The sequence below is a fragment of the Methylophaga sp. F7 genome, from assembly GCF_056863975.1.
The window spans coordinates 508,282-528,372 of the sequence record NZ_CM166511.1 but is presented as its reverse complement, the minus strand read 5'-3'; the positions used below and the strand labels follow the sequence as shown (position 1 = coordinate 528,372).

Sequence of the window (20,091 nt, the reverse complement as noted above, 5' to 3'; positions counted from 1 at the left end):
CTAATGGCAACCAATCAAAAAGGTGCGGCGTTAATCGTCAGCTTGATTATTCTGGTGTTAATGACCTTGTTAGGTCTATCCAGTATTAGCACCAGCTCACTTGAAGAGAAAATGACCGCCAACCTTCGGGATCATGAATTAGCTTTCCAGGCAGCTGAAATTGCACTACGTGATGCTGAGAAAAGAATCTCTGCATTTGTCACTGAACCGATTGCAACCCAAGACGGCAGTAATGAAAACACTTGGAATACAAATGCCATGGATCCTACTCCAACGAATGCAGCACCATGGTGGCTGGAGCGCGATGCAGCCTGGTGGAGCGCCAATGGAGTTGCTTCAGTAAACGTCGCTAACGTAGCTACACCTCCCAGATATATTATTGAAGAATTAGTTTTTGACAATGATGATGAAAACAAAGGAACAGGTTCCCCAGTTGACGGCATTGTCCATTATCGTATTACAGCTCGCGGTACCGGTGGTTCTGACCAGGCCAGAGTTTTATTGCAAAGCACTGTTATTAAGAGGTACTGATAATGAAAAATTTCATCTTAAAATACGCAGTGGGATTTATTTTATTAATAAGTAATGGTGCTTTTGCTACAACATTAAATATCAGCAATGTTCCACTTTATCTGGGTGGTAGTATTGAGCCGAATATCATGTTTACACTTGATGATTCGGGATCTATGCAATGGGAAGTAATGCCTGATGAAAATCGAAATTTCAGCAGCTATATTTTCCCACGACCTAGCAATTTATATGGTGGGGTAACCTACGCAAATCAAATTGCAAATTTTGATGATGATAACGTTCATAACTTTTTTACACGATCGTCAGCTAATAATGCGGTTTTTTATAATCCCGATGTAACCTATGTACCATGGAGTAATGCCGACGGTACCAGCATGGGAAACGCAAATGTCAACAATGCTTTATATAACCCTGCTATTCCAGCCCTTGGGGGCATTGATTTAGTAAATCAACAAACCCAGTTTGCTTGTTGGTTTAGGAATACCAGTGACCTCACACAGGCATTCGGGGATCCATGTAACGGTAATCACAGCTTCTGGCCAATCACTTATTACAAATATAATGGTGGCAGCCGTACAGCTAGAAGCAGCTATACCAGAGTTCAAATTACTACTTCAACCTCATCCTCTACTACTTTCACCAGCCCTAGTGGCATTGTTAGAACCAAAGCAGAAGAAATTCAAAACTTTGCTAATTGGTTCCAATACTATCGCTCGCGAGTTTTGACTGCGAGAGCGGGTGTCGGCAGAGCTTTTGCCAAACAAGGTTCGAATCTACGTGTCGGTTTCGCAGCAATTAATCAGGGCAGCAAAACGATTGACGGTGTTACTAGTAATCGGGCGGTTATTGAGGGGTTGAGACAATTCTCCGGTTCAAACCGAGCAGATTTTTTTGACAACCTTTACGAGCGTGTAATTAACAACTCAGGAACTCCTCTTCGCTCCGCCACCAATAGTGTTGGCCAATATTTCGAAAGAACTGATAACTCCGGTCCGTGGGGAAATACACCGGGTACTAACAATGATGCAGAACATCTTTCATGCCGTCAGAGCTATCATATTTTAACAACTGATGGTTACTGGAATGGCTCTAGCCCAGGGGTTGGCAATACTGATGGTACGAGTGGAGAAGTGATATCAGGTCCAGATAATGATGATTATCAATATACTCCAGTAAATCCATATACAGATGCGTGGGATAACACCTTGGCGGATGTTGCAATGGAATATTGGAAACGCGATCTTCGGGAAGATTTAACTAATAATGTCCCTACAAATCAGGAAGATCCTGCGTTCTGGCAGCATTTAGTGAATTTTACAGTAGGACTAGGGGTTAATGGTACGTTAGATCCTGATACAGATTTCGAAGCATTAGCGTCTGGAAGTATAGGTTGGCCAGAACCCTCGGCAGATGCAGAGGAAAATATCGATGATCTTTGGCACGCTGCTGTTAACAGCCGTGGTTCCTTCTTTAGCGCGACAGACCCTGATACTTTTGCTGATTCTTTAGCAGCTATTCTGTCAAATATTTCATCAAGGACTTCTTCGGCTGCCTCTGTTGCATTAAATTCTGGTTCCGTATCTGGTGACAGTAAAATTTATCAAGCACGATTTGATAGTGGAGACTGGAGCGGTCAGTTGTTAGCCTTTAGCATTAACGATGATGCCACACTTGGGGGCGTTGCTTGGGATGCTGGAACACTGATACCCGCTGCGAATGATCGTGTTATTGCAACTTATGATGGAAATTCTGGACAGCCTTTCCGTTGGGCATCAATTTCAGCTAGCCAACAAACTCAACTTGGTAGTCAATCAATTTTAAATTATATCCGTGGTGACCAATCCAATGAAGCCAGTAATGAAGGTGGTACGCTTAGAAATAGAAATCGTTTACTTGGCGATATTATAAATTCTGCCCCAACTTATGCAGCAACCCCAGGTTCACGTTATCAAGATAACTGGGGAAATTCTCAACCTGAAACAGCAAGTCCTTATTCAGCTTATGTGGTGGCAAATATTAATCGGCAAGGATTAGTTTTTGTAGGTGCAAATGATGGAATGCTTCATGCTTTTGATGCCGATACTGGGGTTGAAAAATTTGCCTATGTTCCCAATGCGGTTTACAACAATTTAAATAATTTGAGCAATACCAGTTATACACACAAATACTATGTGGATGGCAGCCCGACAATAGTAGATGCCTTTATCAATGGTAGTTGGCGCACCGTGCTCGTTTCAGGACTAGGTGCAGGCGGACAAGGTATGTTTGCATTAGATATAACTGATCCAACAAGCCTTAATACAGAGGCAAATGTTGCTAGTAAAGTTTTATGGGAATTTACAGATCAGGATGAAAGAGATCTTGGGTTTACATTTGGACAAGCAAGTATTGTTCGACTAAATAATGGCGAATGGGCAGCTCTAGTTGGCGGTGGCTATAACAATACTGCAGACAATAATTTAGACAGTAATGATGCTCAAGACAGCCAGACTGGTAATGGAGTCATTTATCTTATAAATCTTGCAGATGGTAGTTTGATTAAGAAGTTTGACACATTGGTTGGTACTAATGATGATCCAACCGGTGCTCAACGACCAAATGGTATCGCTTCCCCAACAGCAATTGATATTAATAATGACAATATAGTAGACGCTATTTATGCTGGGGATTTATTCGGAAACGTTTGGAGTATAAATGTAACCGGCCAGGATGAGGATAATTGGGACTTTACCTATCTTGATTCCGATAATCCTGAACCACTCTACACGGCTTGTGCAGGAGAAACTTGTACAGGGGCGAATATTCAACCTATAACAACTCGCATTCAAGTTGTAAAACACCCTAGGGAAAATGGCTATTTGTTATTATTTGGTACGGGTAAATACTTTGAAGTAGGGGATAATTCTAGTGAAAATCAAGTCACTCAGAGTTTTTATAGTATTTGGGATAAAAGACTGTCAGAGCTGATAGCTTTTGACCGAAGCGATCTTTTACAACAACAAATTCTGCAACAGGTATCTGTAGATGGCTTCAATTATCGTATTACTTCTGATGAGCTGATTAATTGGACAGAACATTCTGGTTGGTACATTGATCTTGTTAATCAGGATGTAAATTCAGGTAACCTGGGAGAAAGACAAGTAAGTAATGCCATTATTCGTAATGGGCGGATTATATTTACTACTTTAATTCCATCAGATGATCCTTGTGCATTCGGTGGATCTGGTTGGTTAATGGAAATGAATTATGCTACGGGTGCAAGATTATCCTATTCGCCCTTTGATGTTAATGGAGATGGCGTTTTTACATCTGAAGACTTCTTTATGATTGATACAGATGGGGATGGTGACCCAGATACTGAAGTTCCATACAGCGGAAAAGAATCAAAAGTAGGTATTATTCCAACGCCAAGTATCGTCAATCAACCCGGTGGACAACAGGAAATTAAATATACCAGTGGTGCTGATGGCAATATTGAAGTAACGATTGAAAATCCTGGTCCAGGATATGAGGGACGTCAATCATGGCGTCAATTGCAGTAATTTACTAAGGTTACCTGTATGAAAATATTTTCTATTCTGGTTTTTATGTTATTTAGTGCAAATGCATTTTCTGGTGCTAACACCAGTTTTACCCAGACTGGAGTTATCAGTGAAGAATCAGGCCATTCAAATACTATAATAATTAATGACACCGCCTATCGGATAGATAGTAATACAAATGTTCATGCATTGGTTCGTCATGGTGAGTTAGGTCCTCAGCTTCCTGCAGGCGAACTAATCGGTTTCAATACAAAAAATGAAGAAAATAGTGAGCTGCCATATGTCACTGAAATTTGGTTACTCAATGCTAATTAACAGGAACTGAGAACATGAACACTACTCCTCAGAGAGGTTTTACGCTAATTGAGTTGATGATAACGGTTGCGATCATTGCTATTATTGCTGCAATTGCTTACCCATCCTACCTGGAGCAAGTTAGAGAGACTCGTAGATCGAATGCACAGGCTGATTTACTTGAACTGGTAAGTTTTATGGAAAGATATTATGGGGAAAACTTCACTTATGCAGGTGCCAATTTACCTTTCATAAATTCACCAAAGCAAGGTAACAGTTTTTATAACTTAAGTTTCACGGCCGCACCATCCGCCACAGCTTATACAATCCAGGCAGCTCCTACAGGGGGGCAAGCAGCTGATCGTTGCGGAACAATGACGATTAACCATAATAATCAAAGAACACCAGCTAATGATTGTTGGTAACTTAGTAAGTTAGCAAGAAGTTTAACCCCATAAAAAAACCCGCGTTATGCGGGTCTTTTATGTATAGAGTTAACTAGTTAACTATCAACATTCACATGACCATCCTGTACGAGCTTGTTAATAATCTCAGCCTGTTGCGTTGAAGTATCAAATCCACCAAGCCCCATATCAGCAAGAGTCGTACCTTGCAAAGTAATAGTTTGTTTGACGTCGCCACCAGCACCCTCGGGCTTGAGCTCGATAACGGTATCAACACCATTATCTTCAATATGAATATAATCAGCTAAATCCCCGGACTCTTCACCAACAAGAATATCTGCAAAATCAAGTACATCACCTTGCTCAATATTAAAATCAGTAACGGTATCCTGGGCGGAGATATTGGAAAGATTAAACTCATCCCCTGCCTGCCATACAAATAAATCAGCCCCATCTCCACCTGTCAGAATATCATTACCAGCTCCACCAATAATGACATCATCTTGATCGGTACCAATCAATTCATTATTTCCACGTCCATCTTTGATAATATTAGGTTCGCCAGAATCAGGGTTTTCCAAAACCGCATCACCTGAAGTAATAACCGCCTTAACAGTATCACTTTCATTGCCAGCCGCATCAGTCACGGAATATTGGAATTCACTATCAGGAATTTCACTTACGGTCACTTTTTGGATGTAGTAATCACTACTGTCTGATGTAGACTTTTTACCATCAACATAATTAGTAGCAGTAAATTCAAGTGAATCAAATATTACACCATCAGGCAGGGTAAAAGTCGCATTACCTGAGGATCCAGCAGGATCAACGGTCAAATTATTCTTTGCCAGAGAAAAATCTACCGGTTCTCCGTTCAGTAATGGATTACCGTTCGCTGTGGTAAATGTCCAAACACCAACTGACTCACCATTCAAAAAAGCTTCGACTTGCCCAACCTCTTTTTCATTGGCAATAAGTCTACTGACAGTTATGGTGGCTGCTAATGATGGATTCTCAAATCTCATTGTTATTTTTTCTGAGGCTCCACCTCGGTGTTCCAGCTGATTTGGTACAATTGTCCCTCCAGCAACGCCAATGCCATCTGAATCAAATGCAATTTTAGCAGACTGACCATTAAGATTAGTCGCTTCAAGAGTAACCCCCTCCCAGGCTGAACTCCCTGTTTTAATACCGCCATAGGATTTCGATGTTAGTTCTGAGTTAAACTCAGCAAGAGTTGCACTCCAAACAATCGAATCGCTTGAATTAAATGTATTGCCTTCATTCAATTCAACCCAATTATCACCATTTTTTATAAAAAGCTGACCGAAACTAGGCGGTGCCTTTAACGTAAAAAGCAATCCTGCCAAGTCGGTTTCATTATCATTCCCCCCAGGGATGCAATATCCTCAAACGTACTAGGATTGGACTTATCTTCACCGCTATCAACAAAACCATCCACAGAAAATTGTTTAAATACATAAGCATCTTGGGGTAATTCTATTTCAGTCTGACTTGCAAACTCATAACTGGTTAAAACAGGATCCGCAACTGGCTTAAGATCATCTGGCTGATTAGGATCTGTTGGATCTGTTGGATCTGTTGGATCTGTTGGAATAATGGGATCCAAATCATCCGACTCATCAACTAAAAACTCAAACGGTGGAGGATCAGGGAAAGCAATACCCGGCCCTGTTGTTTCAAAACCTGAATCAGGTGTAATTCGTGGAGCAAGGTAATCTACAACAACCGCTTCGCTGCCACCTTCACTGGTGGGCTGTGCGCCTGGACCAGCAGCAGTAGGATCAGCAACTTGTGTTGGATCTTCACCTGCGAGTAAAGCCTGTTGAATGGCGTCTATATCATCGACCACATCAGCTGCCGGTGGTGTATCAGCTTCTGCAACATCCAATTCAAATGCTTCACTGTCGAGAACAGCTTGAGAATTACGTCCCAGATCCATTACCCCGCCATCTGGAAATTCAATTTCGATAGCACCGGCAATACCCGTGGTAATAATTTCGTTGGGATAAACTTTGTCACCAACTTGTAAATTTCTCACAGTACCGTCGACTGCTGTGGCAGTTGCAGTGCCAATTAAGGCTGAAATAATTCCGGCTTCTGTGGCCATAAAATTCTTCTCCGATGAAATGCTGCTTCCCAAGGCCAACAAAAACCACTTGTGACCATATTTGCAGATAGTCTCCCATGACTACACAAAGCTATCTACTGTACATTGGTACTAAAAAAACAAATATTTTAAAAAATTTATTTTTTTGTTAAGCAAAATTCCAGCCAGATAAAATTAATTCTTGTCCAGGTTTGATTATTGCCCCATATCACCTGCAGCGAAATGATTCAGCATATCGGCGACCAGACGTCTTGGTAACCATGCCTCACCATCATGTACGGCTCGAATAGCTTTGACTAACTTGTCATGCTGTGATGGTGTGATGTAACCCCGTGCTCTGAAGCCAGTTGCTTTGAGTTGATTAAAATCCGGTGTTTTATCCGACATAATCAGGGTCTGATTATGTTCGTAATTTGTCGCCAGAACCAAACATAGAATATCGGCATTAATCCGTTCATTGTTTTGTTCCAACACGGTAATATCAGCTTCAGCAGCGATTATTGCCAAAACTGCTGTATCAACAGTTTCTGGGTCGATAACGGTAATCTTTAAGTCATCATGTTCAGCCAGATTAATTAAACTGGCTATTGTTCGACCAATCAAAACTACGTTAATCACGCGTAGACCTTCAGAATCGTATTGATGAGTTGCCATTGTTGTTCCCATCCCTGAAGCGGTGACTGACGAAATCCACTACGAACAAACTGTTGAAGTCTTCCTTCAACAATACTGAGTAATAAGTTAGCCGTTTCATTCACTGGCCGTCCGCCAGCTTGAGTCAAGGTTAACTCGCGTTCCCGCAGAATTTGTCGGAATTGCGTCTCCAATCGGTCAAAAAATTGACTCACGCGATGACGAAGCCGTTCTGTTTCACCAGTTAACGCTGTTCCAACGAGGACACTGCTAATACCTGGATTTTTGGCACTAAACCCCAGCATTAATGCCATAATTTTTTCACATCGAGAGACCGCATTATCATCTTCATCAACAATTCTACGGATCAAGCCAAAAACGGTATCTTCGGAAAATTCGATAAGCCCCTCAAACATTCTCGCCTTACTGGGAAAATGGCGGTACAAAGCCGCTTCAGATACTCCGAGGCTTTCAGCCAATTGCGCTGTTGTGATTCGCTGTCCGGGATGTTTTTCAAGTTGCGTCGCCAAAGCTTCCAATATCGCTTGATGACGCGACTGTTTATTCTGCGCGCGCGTTGATTGTTGCTCAGTCATCGACCGCCTCCACGAATAAGCGTACCAACGCCCTCATCCGTAAACATTTCCAGTAATACCGCATGCTGTACACGACCATCGATGATGTGTGAGCTGGTCACCCCCGCCTGAACGGCATCTAACGCGCAGCCAATTTTAGGTAACATTCCGCCATAAATGACACCCGAGGCAATCAAATCATTGACTTGTTTCGCATTCAGACCAGTAAGCAACGTCCCGTCAGCATCTAGCAGTCCGGGCGTGTTTGTCAATAGGATCAGTTTTTCTGCCTGCAACACTTCAGCAATTTTACCAGCAACAAGATCGGCATTAATGTTGTAGGACTGTCCATCCTGCCCCACCCCGATAGGTGCAATTACAGGAATGAAGTCACTGTGAATCAACATATCAATCACGCTGGTATCAATACTGGTTACGCGGCCTACATAGCCCAAATCAATCATTTCCGGTGCATCAACGCCAAGTTCTTCCTGTGAAGCAAATTTCATCTTTTCAGCAAATATCAGACTACCGTCTTTCCCCGTCAAGCCGACAGCTCGTCCACCATGGTTATTGATCAGATTAACAATGCTTTTGTTCACTTGGCCGCCGAGCACCATTTCAACAATATCCATGGTCTCGTTGTCTGTGACCCGCATACCATTAATAAATTCGGACTCTTTTCCGATCTTTGCCAAAAGCTGGCCTATTTGCGGACCACCACCATGAACAATGACAGGATTAATACCAACAGCTTTCAACAACACAACATCGCGGGCAAAACTGTTTTTCAACGTTTCATCAATCATGGCATTACCACCATATTTGATGACCAGTGTCTTACCGGAAAAACGTTGGATATAAGGCAACGCTTCAGTCAGAACCTGAGCAATATGTGACGCTTTTTGTGTATTCAAACTCATTAAAAATTTCTTCCTTGTCCCGCACAGTCTGTTTAGTGCAAGCTTTTTTTATTGTTTTTGCTTATGTAAAATAACGACCAACTATAATTCGTTTTTGTCGTTAACAGCGTAAGATTAAAAATTAAGACTTAGATTAGGTTTCACCTGCAGCATCTGCTGAATAAATTGCTGTTTTATCTGTTCCAGATCTTCTTCAGTTTCTGCTTCAAATCGCAACGTGAGACCGGGAACAGTATTTGATGCTCTAACAAGTCCCCAGCCATTGCTAAAATTCACCCGCACACCATCAATGGTGATAACTTCGCCATCATCGAACTGTGCATTTTGTGTAAATTGTGTCATAAACCGACGGCATTCTGCTGTATCTAAATCAATTAAAATTTCTGGAGTGCTAACACTTTGCGGTTGTGCAGCAAAGATTTCTGTTGCGCCACGACGTTGTGGATCATCGGCAATCAGCGCCAGCAGGCGGCAGGCGGCAAATAAAGCATCATCAAAACCATACCAGTTATCGGCAAAAAAGATATGTCCACTCAGCTCACCCGCTAATTTTGCCTCATGTTTGAGCATTTCGGCCCGTATTAATGAATGGCCCGAAGCGCACATCATTGCCTTACCACCTGCCTTGGTAATAACCTGCCTCAACAAGCCCGTACTTTTGACATCATAAACAATGGTCGAACCTTTATGGCGTTTCAGAATATCGCTGGCAAACAACATCAGCAAACGATCCGGCCAGATAATTTCACCCTCTCCGTCAACCACTCCCAGTCTATCGCCATCTCCATCAAACGCCAGTCCAATATCAAGATGTTTCTCACGAACCAGTTTAGAAATATCCTGCATATTTTGCGGTTGGGCCGGGTTGGGATGATGATTGGGAAAGTGACCATCAACTTTGCAAAACAGTTCATGCACCTCACAGCCTAATGCGGTTAGCAACTGCGGAACCACTTTACCAGCAATACCATTTCCACAATCCACACCGACTTTTAGCGGGCGGGATAAAGGAACAGTCTGTTTTACTTTTTCAATATAACTAGCAATGATATCTGCCTGTCGTAACTGGCCCTCCCCACTATAAAGTCGAGAATGCTGTATACGATGATAAATGCCCTGAATAGCATCACCAGACAATGTTTTGTCATTGATAACAATTTTCAGACCATTGTAGCCCTGTGGATTATGACTGCCCGTCACTACTACGCCACAATGTGTCCGCATGTGCTGCGAGGCAAAATAAACAAGAGGGGTTGGTACCGCTCCAATATCAGTAACATCACAACCACTGGCCAGAATACCTTCGATTAATGCATCACTGAAACTCTCACTGGAAAGCCGACCATCCCGCCCGACGATAATCCGGGTCTGCTCCTGATGCTGTGCCTCCGTACCTATGGCAAGCCCCAAGACCCGCATAATGGGTTCACTTAATTGGGTGCCGACAATACCCCGAATATCATAGGCCTTAAAAATAACCGGTTTAATATCTACTGGCCTGACTCTATCTACTGACTCGGTTTTACTCACTTTGGGAGCGGCTGCGCGTATTACCGCAGGAGGCGGCGTATTATCGATATTAACTTCATTTTCTGTATATTCTACTGGCCGTGGGCGTGCTCCAATTTGCGCCTGTTTTTTTGGTTTTAACGTACTGAACCGGTTTATCACCAGCCAGCATAAGGCACAAACAATAATGGCTAACATGAGCAATGCAGGCCAGGCTGCTGTTTTAGCCACCCCTTCAGCAGGCCAGAATGCCAGGCGCCAGTAAGCTCCGGGTAATGCCTGAGTAAAAACAGGACTGGAATGCTGAGCTTTACCATCGCCTTGTTCGATCAAAGTCAGCCAGTTTTGGGCCCCTTGCTGTAATGCCAGACTACCTGTACCAATCGATAAATAACGTTCACGCAGCTTATCCTCCAGCTCAGTCATTTGCAGGCTAAGCACCAGATAGCCTGCTGCATCCAGCTTCTTGGTCAGTAAAATATGCGCCTGAGGCGTATTTGGCTGCATAACAGCAATATCAGCCATACCTTGCATGTCTGCCTGGCGCAGACTATTAATAGTGCCAAAACTGACCGGAATACACGCGTCGGATGTTGGAGCAGCAGGTATAAAGGAAATAACACATGAGGTTGATGCATCAGGCCAGCCAAAAGCTACCGGGTCCTGTGCATTTTCCGCCGACATCTCGTTAAAACGTTGCTGCCAGTCTTGTAGCATATCGATCATACCGGATGCAGCGAGCGCCAGCTTTTCCGTTTGTGTCTGGTTGAATGCTTCTGAAGCTGACTGCTGTTGGTAATCATTAATCCGGATTGCTGCTGCCACCCCGGAAAGAACAATCAAAATCAACAGCAGAATGGCCAGCGAACTCAGCCTTCGGCGAAATAGCTTCAGATTTTGCAGTTTCAGCAGCACGGTTGTGCTCAGCTTCTGCCAGTATGGCCGAAGCCGCCGCTACCACGTTCACTGGCAGTAAACTCGGTGACCTGCTCAAATCCTACTTGCACTACTGGGACGAACAGCATTTGTGCAATACGCTCCCCCACTACGATTTCAAAGGGCGTATCCCCCCGATTCCAACAGGATACAAAAATTTGTCCCTGATAGTCGCTGTCGATAAGGCCCACCAGATTACCTAATACAATGCCGTGTTTATGTCCAAGGCCTGAGCGCGGCAAAATCATCGCAGCCAAAGCGGGATCATCAATATGAATGGCAATTCCGGTCGGTATTAGAATGGTTTCGCCAGGACGTAATATCAGATTTTCATCCAGGCAGGCCCTCAGGTCCATTCCGGCAGAACCCTCGGTGGCATAGTCCGGCAGTTCAATGGATTTGCCCAGTCTCGGATCGAGAATCTTAAATTGAATTTTTTGCATGATAACGCTCTGTTATTAATGTTATGAGTTCGCGTGCAATTTCAAGTTTCGGAGCTTCAGCCAAGGACTTATGCCCACCTTCCCAGAAAATTTCCAGCGCATTGTTATCCTGACCAAAAGCCAGTCCATCCCCCACTTGGTTCGCTGCGATCAAATCCAAACGTTTTTGCTGTAATTTATGTTGTGCATATTGTTGCAAATCATCTGTCTCAGCAGCAAAACCAACGACCAGCTCCGGCCGCTCATCGGCATTGGCAACCGATGTAATAATATCGGGATTCAAACGAAGTTGCAGTGATAAATCATCATCAGCCGTTTTTTTTAATTTAGCTGAAGCAGGATGCGTGGGACGATAATCTGCTACTGCTGCACAACCGATATAAATTGCCGTACCAGCTAAGTTTTGCATAACAGCGTCAAACATTTGTTGAGCCGTTTCAACCATTATACGGCTGCAACCAGACGGGGCTTCCAAAGCCACCGGCCCAGATATCAGGGTGACCTTTGCACCCATCTCAACGGCTGCTTGCGCCAGGGAATAGCCCATTTTCCCTGAGCTGCGATTAGCAATAAAGCGAACCGGATCAATTGGTTCATGCGTAGGTCCTGCAGTAATGACTACCTGTTTTCCTGTCAGAGGACCGGTCTGCAACTTGCGGCTCAGATGCATCACAATATTTTCAACAGCCATTAGGCGACCTTCGCCCTGTTCCCCACAGGCCTGATCACCGCTTTCAGGACCAATAAATTCCACACCGCGTTGTTTTAGCAGTTGGCAGTTTTGCTGGGTTGCGATATGTGACCACATCTTATTATTCATTGCCGGTGCCACCATCAACGGTGCTTCCGAGGCAAGACATACCGTGGAAATCAAATCATCCGCCAGGCCATGAGCCAGTTTCGCCAGACAGTCAGCGGTTGCGGGAGCAATCAGGATCCAGTCTGCCCAACGCGCCAATTTAATATGACCCATTGCAGCTTCTTCATCAGCATCAAAGAAATTCAATGACACGGGATTACCACTGACCGTTTGCAGCGTAAGTGGCGTAATAAACTGCATTCCACCATCACTCATCATTACCCGTACTTCAGCACCGTATTCTTTTAATCTTCGAATTAAATCTGCTGACTTATAGGCTGCAATACTGCCGGTAACGCCAAGAAGAATACGTTTTCCCTGAAAAGCATTTGTCTCAATCATGCTGTATTTTTGCCTATGGCTAAATCACGTAAACTTAAGTCATCCAACACAGCATTCTGTGCTTCATTAATTTCAGAAAAGAATGCTTCAATACTGGGCTCAGTGTGTTGCTGTAATGTTGAAATACCCACTTCCTCGGCACTACGTAAACAAAACAAAATTTCACTGACTAAAATTTTGCTGACATCGCCGGCCATAGTAAAGGAATCTTTATCTCCAGCCACCTCTACGATAAAGCCACCTTCCTCCAAAATGTCCAATAATTCCTCTAAATTTTCACTACTTAACGTGGTGAGCTTCTCCAGTTCCGAAAGGCTGTATGCCGGCTTTTTCTCACAAAAGCGACGGGCAATAATAGTCATTAACCACAAGCCCTTTTTCTCACGTAATCGTGGACTCAAAACCAGGGTTTTTCCGCCCATCAATACAAATCTTGGATGCTGAAGATAAAAAGCTACCTGAGATCCGGTCAATAAAATATACCAGCCAAGATAAAGCCAGATCATAAAGAAAAATAAAATCGCAAAACTGGAATAGATTGCCGTGTAATTGGATGATGAAGCTACAAAAGTCGCAAACAAAGTTCCCAGTCCAATCCATAGTGCTCCGGCCACCATTGCACCACCCAGAGCCGGCCCAAGTTTCACTTTGGTATTAGGAATGAAGGTATAGAGAAAGGTAAAGGCGAGCACAATCATAAAATAGGGTAACAATTTGCTGAGTATCAGTAGCAATGTTCCAAATGGTTCGATTGATTGTAAGGTCGAGACCACATCATTATCCATCACCGTTGCGGCAATTCCTAAAGCAGAGAAGACCAATACCGGCCCGATCATCACAACGCTCATGTAATCAGTGAATCGACGTGCAAACGACCTTGATCTTTTGACCCGCCACACAAAATTAAAAGCACTTTCAACTTTCTGTACCAAAGCAATAATTGTGTAAAACAACATGCCCAAACCAATCGAACCCAGCACGCCGACTTTGACGTTTTCTACAAAGCCAATAATGCTGGAAGTCATTTCCCCGGCTTTTTCACCCAGGGGGGCCATGAAGTTCAGCAGTACGGGTTCTATTTGGTTATGTACTCCAAAAGCCTTGAGCACTGAAAAAGCAACTGCAATTAACGGGACTAATGATAACAAGGTGGTAAACACCAGACTCATTGCCCGCAGGTTTAATTCTCCGGTCGACAGTTGCCTCGCCATCACATAAACCACTCGGCCCGCGTGCCGTGTCAAACGTTTTAGTTTGCTGGCGCTTTCAGTCGTTTCCTGCCAAAGCTGAACCTGGAAAAAATGTTTTAACTTGTCTATATAGTCTTTCATGTTGGTTATCATCCTGATGGCAGGTTTATCCATTAAACTGGATTATCAATGTCAATGAAATAGTGTTGCAGGCCGAATTTCAGAGCAACATGCTCTCCCAAGGCTTTAACCCCATAACGCTCAGTGGCATGGTGTCCTGCTGCGATGTAATGAATTCCAAGTTCTCTGGCCAAATGTGTTGTCTGCTCTGAAGCTTCTCCACTAATAAAGGCATCCAGACCTGACTCTGCTGCCTGCTGAATATAACCTTGTGCAGCACCGGTGCACCAGCCAACTGTTTTTATTAAACGATCATGACCGGCAATAATGGTCGGTTTTCGATCCAGTTGACAGGCAATATGGGATGAAAATTCTTCTAAGGTTTGGGGTGTTGTCAGTTTCCCTCGGAAACCGATGGCGGGTTCTCCGGTACCGGCAATAAAACCATCCATTTCTATATTCAGTATTTTTGCAAGTTGTACATTATTGCCAAACTCGGCATGGGCGTCCAAGGGCAGATGATAGCCTATAAGATTGATGCCATTATTGATTAACATTTTCAAACGTTGATATTTAATGCCGGTCACTGCGGGAGCTTCACCACGCCAGAAATACCCATGATGCACTATAAGTGCATCAGCATTATGCTCCACAGCCGCCTCTAACAAAGCCTGACTTGCCGTTACGCCGGTCACCAGAATATTCACCTCTGGTTTACCTTCAACCTGTAAACCATTCGGACAATAGTCCTGAAATCTCGATACTTCCAATTGCTCATCAATATAGGCGATCAGCTCTGTTCGGGTTATCATCCAAATTACTCCACAAAAACTCCAGGGTCTGATGATCTTTCAGACCCACCACTATAACAAACAGGAGTCACTAAATGGATGCTGTGAGTATTATTGCACTGAGTATGGGTGCCGCCTGGGCCAGTGGAATCAATTTATATGCTGCCGTATTTATGCTGGGTTATATGGGCACAACAGGCCATATGGTTTTGCCGACAGAGTTGCAGGTTCTCAGTGACCCGCTGGTGATGACAGCCGCAGCAGTAATGTATTGTGTGGAATTTTTCGCTGATAAAGTGCCAGGCGTCGATACCGGCTGGGATACTCTGCATACCTTTATCCGTATTCCGGCTGGTGCCATGTTGGCGGCAAGTGCAGTTGGAGATGTCAGCCCGGCAATCGAATTAACAGCAGGTCTGCTGGGCGGAAGCCTTGCTGCCGCAACTCATGCCACTAAAGCCGGCAGTCGATTAATGATCAATACCTCACCAGAACCTTTCAGCAACTGGACAGCCTCAATAACCGAAGACTTGCTGGTGATTGCCGGTTTGTGGACGGCCCTCACTCATCCACTGTGGTTTCTTGCGGCACTGTTTATTTTCATCGTGTTAATGATTTGGTTGCTACCGCGTTTATGGCGTTTAATCAAAACGGTCTTACAATACATTGGAAGCTGGCTGGGGTGGTGTGAAAAACCGCAAACGGCGAAAACAGCAACAAGTGACCAATCCGCTGAATCCATAGAGATTAAATCTGTATCCGATAAATCCGAACACTAACGACGGCGATAGACCACACCATGCGGCGTGCGTTGCAAGTCAAATGCATCGGTATAACCACTAATCGTTTCCGAGGCACCTAAAAACAGATAGCCACCCGGGTTTAATGCCTGGGCCAGGCGGGTAAGTATGTCTGTCTTGCGTTGCATCGAAAAATAAATCAACACATTACGGCACAGGATGACATCAAACCGACCCAATCCGGTATAGCTTTGCAACAGATTCTGTTCCCTGAACTGCACCCGTTGTTTAACTTCATCGACAATTTGCCAGCGACCTTCAAACGGTTTGAAAAACTGCTGTCGTCTTGCAGGGGAAATACCTCTTATCAGCGCATGTTCTTCATAAACACCGCGCCTTGCCAGTGCCAGCATGCTGTTGGAAATATCTGTGGCAATGATTTGGGTGCTTTTAAGTTTGCTATCCGGCTTTTTACGAATATATTCATTGAGGATCATACTGATGGTATAAGGTTCCTGCCCCGAAGAGCAGGCTGCTGACCAGATTCTGCAGGTAGCTGTAACCCGCGTTTCCAAATCAGCCAACGTCATTTTTTCAAATACTTCAAATGGCCCGCCATCCCTGAACCAAGAGGTTTCATTTGTCGTCATCGCATCGATAACCGCGTCTCGCAAGTGACGCGGGTGGCCACGCTGTATGGCATTTAACAGATCGGCAACTGACGGAATATTTTCATCCCGTAACAGCTTGGTCAGACGGCTGACAATTAAATATTGTTTGCCATCACCCAAAACAATGCCGCAGGCCTGTTCCAAAAAAGTCGAAACCGTTCGTAATCGGTCTGACTAATATCATTTCCTTGTAACATACCTGAGTTTTGCCCACCTTAATTGTTTCGTTCTATAACATTTAGCGGTCAATATGCTTAAATGTTTAGCCGTTATAATTTAACCATACTCTGATTGCTTATATGCCAAAAAACAAGCCCAACATAATCCGCCGTAATATTTTGATTACTGGATGTTCAAGTGGCATCGGTTTGGAAGCTGCCAGGATATTACATCGGCGGGGGCATAATGTGATTGCGACTGTCAGAAAACCTGTCGATCAAATCATGCTTTCACAAGCAGGCATCAACAATTTACTTTGCGACCTGACCAACAGTGAATCGATAGGCAACATGGTTGAGGCAGCAATAAAAGCGTTCGAGGGTAAAGTCGATGTATTGTTCAATAATGCTGCTTATGGTCAGCCAGGCGCAGTGGAAGATTTAAGCCGTGACGCGCTTCGTGAACAATTTGAAACCAATGTTTTTGGCACACAGGAACTGACTAATCTGATGATAAAACAGATGCGCCAACAGGGCTCTGGCAGAATCATCTATAACAGCTCTGTATTAGGTCTCATCGCCTTACCCTATCGAGGGGCATACAATGCCAGTAAATTCGCCATCGAAGGTTTGGCTGATACCTTGCGTTTGGAATTAAAAGGCACAGGTATTGCCATTTCGCTCATTGAACCGGGGCCGATAACCAGCCAGTTCAGGCACAATGCTTTTACCAAATATCAGCAGCACATTAATAAAGATACCAGTGCTCATAAGGCGAGCTATACTGCGATGGAAAAACGCTTATTAGCACCAGGACCAGCAGCACCATTCACCCTTCCAGCCAAAGCGGTAGTTGATAAGTTAGTACATGCCATAGAAGCCGAACGACCAAAAATTCGTTATTACGTTACTTTTCCGACGTATCTGTTTGCGTATCTCAAACGCGTTTTACCTGCCAACGCTCTGGATTGGGTACTGCGCAAAGTTTCTCGTGATGAACAACACTAGGTCTGTGTATCTTTTATAGGCGGCTATGAGAGATAAACAGGCCCTAGTGCACATTATTTTCACTCAATGATATGCCATAATCGCCGGCATAATGCTTCCCATGGATGAGAGATAAATGGCCAGGATGTCAAAACTTCAATTTCATTGGAAAACAGCCTACAGCATTTTTTTTGGCAGCTGTCTGACCGGCTTCCTCATTCTGAGTGTTATCGGTTATTTAAACTTTCAGCAGGGACTTTTTGAAAAAGCACAGCTGCTGACTATCTATCTCTTACCATTTTTGTTGATATTGTTGTTTTCTCTGGCCTTAACGTTATGGGTATTGCGACGTCTATCCCAACCGTTAACTCAGATTGAACAAATATCTCTGGCTCTTCCTTTATTATCGGCAAAAAAATATCAGCAGGCACGCCAGCTTTTATCAGAAACAACTGTCAGCAGTATTGATCAGGAAGTTATTGAGCTGTCGAACCTTACCCATCAACTGATAAATGTGCTGGATCATCTCGATCAGCACAGGCGGCTGCGCAATCAGCAGGTTCAGATTAAAAATCGTGAGCTGCGAAAAGATCGTGACTTCATAAAAAGCCTGCTTGATACCGCCCAGTTAATCGTTTTAACCATTGATAAAAAATTCGATATTTCGCTGTTTAACGATTATGGCGAACACATTACCGGCTATAACAAAAACGAAGTTATCAATACCAATGTCGCCAGAATGTTTCCTGCCAGTCATTGGACTGAGGCCAATATCCATTTCAATGAATTGCTGGCCGGTCATCAGCGAATTGCCCAACAAGATGCCGAACTCATTGATAAAACCGGCCTTATCCGTCAGATTTCCTGGTTGCATTCACGCCTTGAACATGACAACCAGCAAGCGGTAATTTTATCGGTTGGCCTGGATATGACCGATAAAAAAGAGGCTGAAAAACGCATTGTCTGGATGGCTGAACATGATCCGCTGACCGACTTATGTAATCGGCGTAAATTTATTGAAGAGTTCGAAAAGTCGCTGCGTATGGCGATTCGGTATCACCACCACAACACACTGTTGTATCTCGATTTGGATCAATTCAAGGACATCAACGATACCAGTGGTCACCGGGCCGGTGACGAACTGTTGATTCTGGTTGCCCGAGCTCTGAAACGGATAACTCGTTTTACTGATCTGGTTGCCAGACTGGGAGGCGATGAGTTCGCCATTTTAATGCCTGAAAGCGATCCCGAAGGTGCCATCACACTGGCAAAAAAAGTAATCCATGAGCTGAGTACCATTCAGCTCGAATATGGTGCAGTTCACCACAAAGTATCCACCAGCATCGGTATTGTGCATTTCCCGTTACAGGACGCCAGTATTCATGAACTGATGGGGTTTGCTGATCTGGCCATGTACCAAGCCAAAGCTTTTGGTAAGGGCAGTTTCCATACCTTTTCACCTGATGATCGTACTAGAGAGCAACTGCAAGCCCGCGTGTTATGGAAACATCGAATTGAACAGGCTCTGGAGCAGGATCTGTTTGTGTTGTTCTATCAGCCGATTCTCGAATTGCAGACCGACAAAATTGAACATTACGAAGTTTTACTACGAATGCGGGATCCCGGCACTGGTGAGTTGCGGCTACCCGGGAAATTTATTCAGATTGCTGAACAGGTTGGTTTGATTCAGCAGATAGATCATTACGTTATTTACCACGCCCTGCAACAACTGGGGGCATTGCAAAAGCAGGGAAGAAACGTTTGTTTTGCCATAAACCTTTCTGGATTGGTTATTGATACATCCGTGTTATTGCCGTTGCTGGAAAAGACGATTGCCGAACATCAAGTCAATCCCAATGGCATTATTTTTGAAATCACAGAAACGGTAGCAGTCTCTAATCTGCAGCAAGCCAAAGCCATGATGCAGGCAATAAAAGCCTTAGGCTGTCGGTTTTCCCTAGATGATTTTGGCGTCGGGTTTTCATCATTTAACTATATGCGGGAACTGCCCGTCGATATCATCAAAATTGATGGCATCTTTATTAAAAATCTGGATAAAAATGCCGATGACCAGCTTTTTGTCAAAGCTTTAGTCGATGTCGCCAAAGGGCTTAATCGTCAGACCACTGCTGAGTTTGTCGAAAATGCGGAAATATTAGCGCTGTTAAGAGGCTATGGGGTGGATTTTGCTCAGGGTTATCACATTGGCCGCCCACAACCCGCGTTGCTTGATAGTACGACCTTGTCTGAAACGGTTTCTAAATAAAATTTTATTGATAGTGCGCTTCATGCTTGTGCAACCAAGGCGTCAC

General features: G+C 43.9%; 18 protein-coding genes. 7 read left to right on the top strand and 11 right to left on the bottom strand.

Annotation, left to right across the window (positions count from 1 at the left end; genetic code table 11):
• Positions 1-3 precede the first annotated feature (3 nt).
• From AC08OG_RS02675 to AC08OG_RS02660, 4 genes are read left to right on the top strand one after another with little or no spacing between them, the layout of a single operon-like run.
• Entirely contained in the window at positions 4-531 is a 528-nt protein-coding gene (locus AC08OG_RS02675; protein ID WP_292400911.1) for a pilus assembly PilX family protein, read from the top strand.
• Between the two features lie 2 nt (positions 532-533).
• Complete coding sequence (locus AC08OG_RS02670) at positions 534-4,073, top strand: pilus assembly protein (protein WP_292356196.1); 3,540 nt, start codon at positions 534-536, stop codon at positions 4,071-4,073.
• A gap of 18 nt (positions 4,074-4,091) precedes the next feature.
• A complete protein-coding gene (locus tag AC08OG_RS02665; protein WP_292356194.1) occupies positions 4,092-4,388 on the top strand; it encodes a hypothetical protein in 297 nt (98 codons plus the stop codon).
• Between the two features lie 14 nt (positions 4,389-4,402).
• A complete protein-coding gene (locus AC08OG_RS02660; protein WP_292356192.1) occupies positions 4,403-4,792 on the top strand; it encodes a type IV pilin protein in 390 nt (129 codons plus the stop codon).
• 77 nt (positions 4,793-4,869) lie between these two features.
• On the opposite strand, the gene AC08OG_RS02655 is transcribed toward AC08OG_RS02660, so the two are convergent.
• From AC08OG_RS02655 to AC08OG_RS02610, 10 genes are all read right to left on the bottom strand, one after another.
• A complete protein-coding gene (locus AC08OG_RS02655) occupies positions 4,870-6,141 on the bottom strand; it encodes a type I secretion C-terminal target domain-containing protein (protein ID WP_482930031.1) in 1,272 nt (423 codons plus the stop codon).
• Complete coding sequence (locus tag AC08OG_RS02650) at positions 6,117-6,902, bottom strand: retention module-containing protein (protein WP_482930030.1); 786 nt, start codon at positions 6,900-6,902, stop codon at positions 6,117-6,119. Before AC08OG_RS02650 ends, AC08OG_RS02655 begins: the two co-directional genes overlap by 25 nt.
• A gap of 195 nt (positions 6,903-7,097) precedes the next feature.
• Positions 7,098-7,556 (bottom strand): hypothetical protein, encoded by a 459-nt coding sequence (locus AC08OG_RS02645; RefSeq protein ID WP_292356187.1) that lies wholly within the window; start codon positions 7,554-7,556, stop codon positions 7,098-7,100.
• Entirely contained in the window at positions 7,517-8,131 is a 615-nt protein-coding gene (slmA, locus tag AC08OG_RS02640) for a nucleoid occlusion factor SlmA (protein WP_292356185.1), read from the bottom strand. The genes AC08OG_RS02645 and slmA overlap by 40 nt, the downstream gene beginning before the upstream one ends.
• Positions 8,128-9,033, bottom strand: coding sequence for an acetylglutamate kinase (gene argB / locus AC08OG_RS02635; protein WP_292356183.1), 906 nt, complete (start codon positions 9,031-9,033; stop codon positions 8,128-8,130). The genes slmA and argB overlap by 4 nt, the downstream gene beginning before the upstream one ends.
• A gap of 114 nt (positions 9,034-9,147) precedes the next feature.
• On the bottom strand, positions 9,148-11,457 hold the full coding sequence (locus AC08OG_RS02630; protein WP_292356181.1) for a phosphomannomutase/phosphoglucomutase: 2,310 nt from the start codon (positions 11,455-11,457) through the stop codon (positions 9,148-9,150).
• Between the two features lie 8 nt (positions 11,458-11,465).
• Positions 11,466-11,921: a dUTP diphosphatase gene (dut, locus tag AC08OG_RS02625; RefSeq protein ID WP_349677853.1), complete on the bottom strand. Its 456-nt coding sequence runs from the start codon at positions 11,919-11,921 to the stop codon at positions 11,466-11,468.
• Complete coding sequence (gene coaBC / locus AC08OG_RS02620) at positions 11,902-13,122, bottom strand: bifunctional phosphopantothenoylcysteine decarboxylase/phosphopantothenate--cysteine ligase CoaBC (protein ID WP_439502902.1); 1,221 nt, start codon at positions 13,120-13,122, stop codon at positions 11,902-11,904. Before coaBC ends, dut begins: the two co-directional genes overlap by 20 nt.
• A complete protein-coding gene (locus AC08OG_RS02615; RefSeq protein ID WP_292400923.1) occupies positions 13,119-14,453 on the bottom strand; it encodes a YihY/virulence factor BrkB family protein in 1,335 nt (444 codons plus the stop codon). The genes coaBC and AC08OG_RS02615 overlap by 4 nt, the downstream gene beginning before the upstream one ends.
• A gap of 32 nt (positions 14,454-14,485) precedes the next feature.
• A complete protein-coding gene (locus tag AC08OG_RS02610; protein ID WP_292400926.1) occupies positions 14,486-15,244 on the bottom strand; it encodes a Nif3-like dinuclear metal center hexameric protein in 759 nt (252 codons plus the stop codon).
• Between the two features lie 74 nt (positions 15,245-15,318).
• Between AC08OG_RS02610 and AC08OG_RS02605 the strand changes: the two genes are divergently transcribed.
• The gene (locus tag AC08OG_RS02605; protein ID WP_292400929.1) at positions 15,319-16,002 is read left to right on the top strand and encodes a DUF4126 domain-containing protein; all 684 of its coding nucleotides are present in this window, start codon (positions 15,319-15,321) and stop codon (positions 16,000-16,002) included.
• Here AC08OG_RS02605 and AC08OG_RS02600 read toward each other — a convergent pair.
• Positions 15,999-16,778, bottom strand: coding sequence for a CheR family methyltransferase (locus AC08OG_RS02600; RefSeq protein ID WP_482930029.1), 780 nt, complete (start codon positions 16,776-16,778; stop codon positions 15,999-16,001). The genes AC08OG_RS02605 and AC08OG_RS02600 overlap by 4 nt on opposite strands.
• A gap of 155 nt (positions 16,779-16,933) precedes the next feature.
• Between AC08OG_RS02600 and AC08OG_RS02595 the strand changes: the two genes are divergently transcribed.
• Both AC08OG_RS02595 and AC08OG_RS02590 read left to right on the top strand, forming a co-directional pair.
• Positions 16,934-17,800 carry an SDR family NAD(P)-dependent oxidoreductase gene (locus AC08OG_RS02595; protein ID WP_482930028.1) on the top strand — a complete coding sequence of 289 codons (867 nt, stop codon included), beginning with the start codon at positions 16,934-16,936 and terminating at the stop codon, positions 17,798-17,800.
• 124 nt (positions 17,801-17,924) lie between these two features.
• Positions 17,925-20,045 carry a putative bifunctional diguanylate cyclase/phosphodiesterase gene (locus tag AC08OG_RS02590; RefSeq protein ID WP_482930027.1) on the top strand — a complete coding sequence of 707 codons (2,121 nt, stop codon included), beginning with the start codon at positions 17,925-17,927 and terminating at the stop codon, positions 20,043-20,045.
• The last annotated feature ends 46 nt before the right edge of the window (positions 20,046-20,091 follow it).

Coding starts and splice junctions, on each gene's coding strand:
- AC08OG_RS02665 (WP_292356194.1), top strand. CDS start 4,092: ATGAAAATATTTTCTATTCTGGTTTTTATGTTATTTAGTGCAAATGCA.
- dut (WP_349677853.1), bottom strand. CDS start 11,921: ATGCAAAAAATTCAATTTAAGATTCTCGATCCGAGACTGGGCAAATCC.
- AC08OG_RS02615 (WP_292400923.1), bottom strand. CDS start 14,453: ATGAAAGACTATATAGACAAGTTAAAACATTTTTTCCAGGTTCAGCTT.
- AC08OG_RS02660 (WP_292356192.1), top strand. CDS start 4,403: ATGAACACTACTCCTCAGAGAGGTTTTACGCTAATTGAGTTGATGATA.
- AC08OG_RS02650 (WP_482930030.1), bottom strand. CDS start 6,902: ATGGCCACAGAAGCCGGAATTATTTCAGCCTTAATTGGCACTGCAACT.
- AC08OG_RS02605 (WP_292400929.1), top strand. CDS start 15,319: ATGGATGCTGTGAGTATTATTGCACTGAGTATGGGTGCCGCCTGGGCC.
- AC08OG_RS02675 (WP_292400911.1), top strand. CDS start 4: ATGGCAACCAATCAAAAAGGTGCGGCGTTAATCGTCAGCTTGATTATT.
- AC08OG_RS02610 (WP_292400926.1), bottom strand. CDS start 15,244: ATGATAACCCGAACAGAGCTGATCGCCTATATTGATGAGCAATTGGAA.
- slmA (WP_292356185.1), bottom strand. CDS start 8,131: ATGACTGAGCAACAATCAACGCGCGCGCAGAATAAACAGTCGCGTCAT.
- AC08OG_RS02645 (WP_292356187.1), bottom strand. CDS start 7,556: ATGGCAACTCATCAATACGATTCTGAAGGTCTACGCGTGATTAACGTA.
- AC08OG_RS02590 (WP_482930027.1), top strand. CDS start 17,925: ATGTCAAAACTTCAATTTCATTGGAAAACAGCCTACAGCATTTTTTTT.
- argB (WP_292356183.1), bottom strand. CDS start 9,033: ATGAGTTTGAATACACAAAAAGCGTCACATATTGCTCAGGTTCTGACT.
- AC08OG_RS02670 (WP_292356196.1), top strand. CDS start 534: ATGAAAAATTTCATCTTAAAATACGCAGTGGGATTTATTTTATTAATA.
- AC08OG_RS02595 (WP_482930028.1), top strand. CDS start 16,934: ATGCCAAAAAACAAGCCCAACATAATCCGCCGTAATATTTTGATTACT.
- coaBC (WP_439502902.1), bottom strand. CDS start 13,122: ATGATTGAGACAAATGCTTTTCAGGGAAAACGTATTCTTCTTGGCGTT.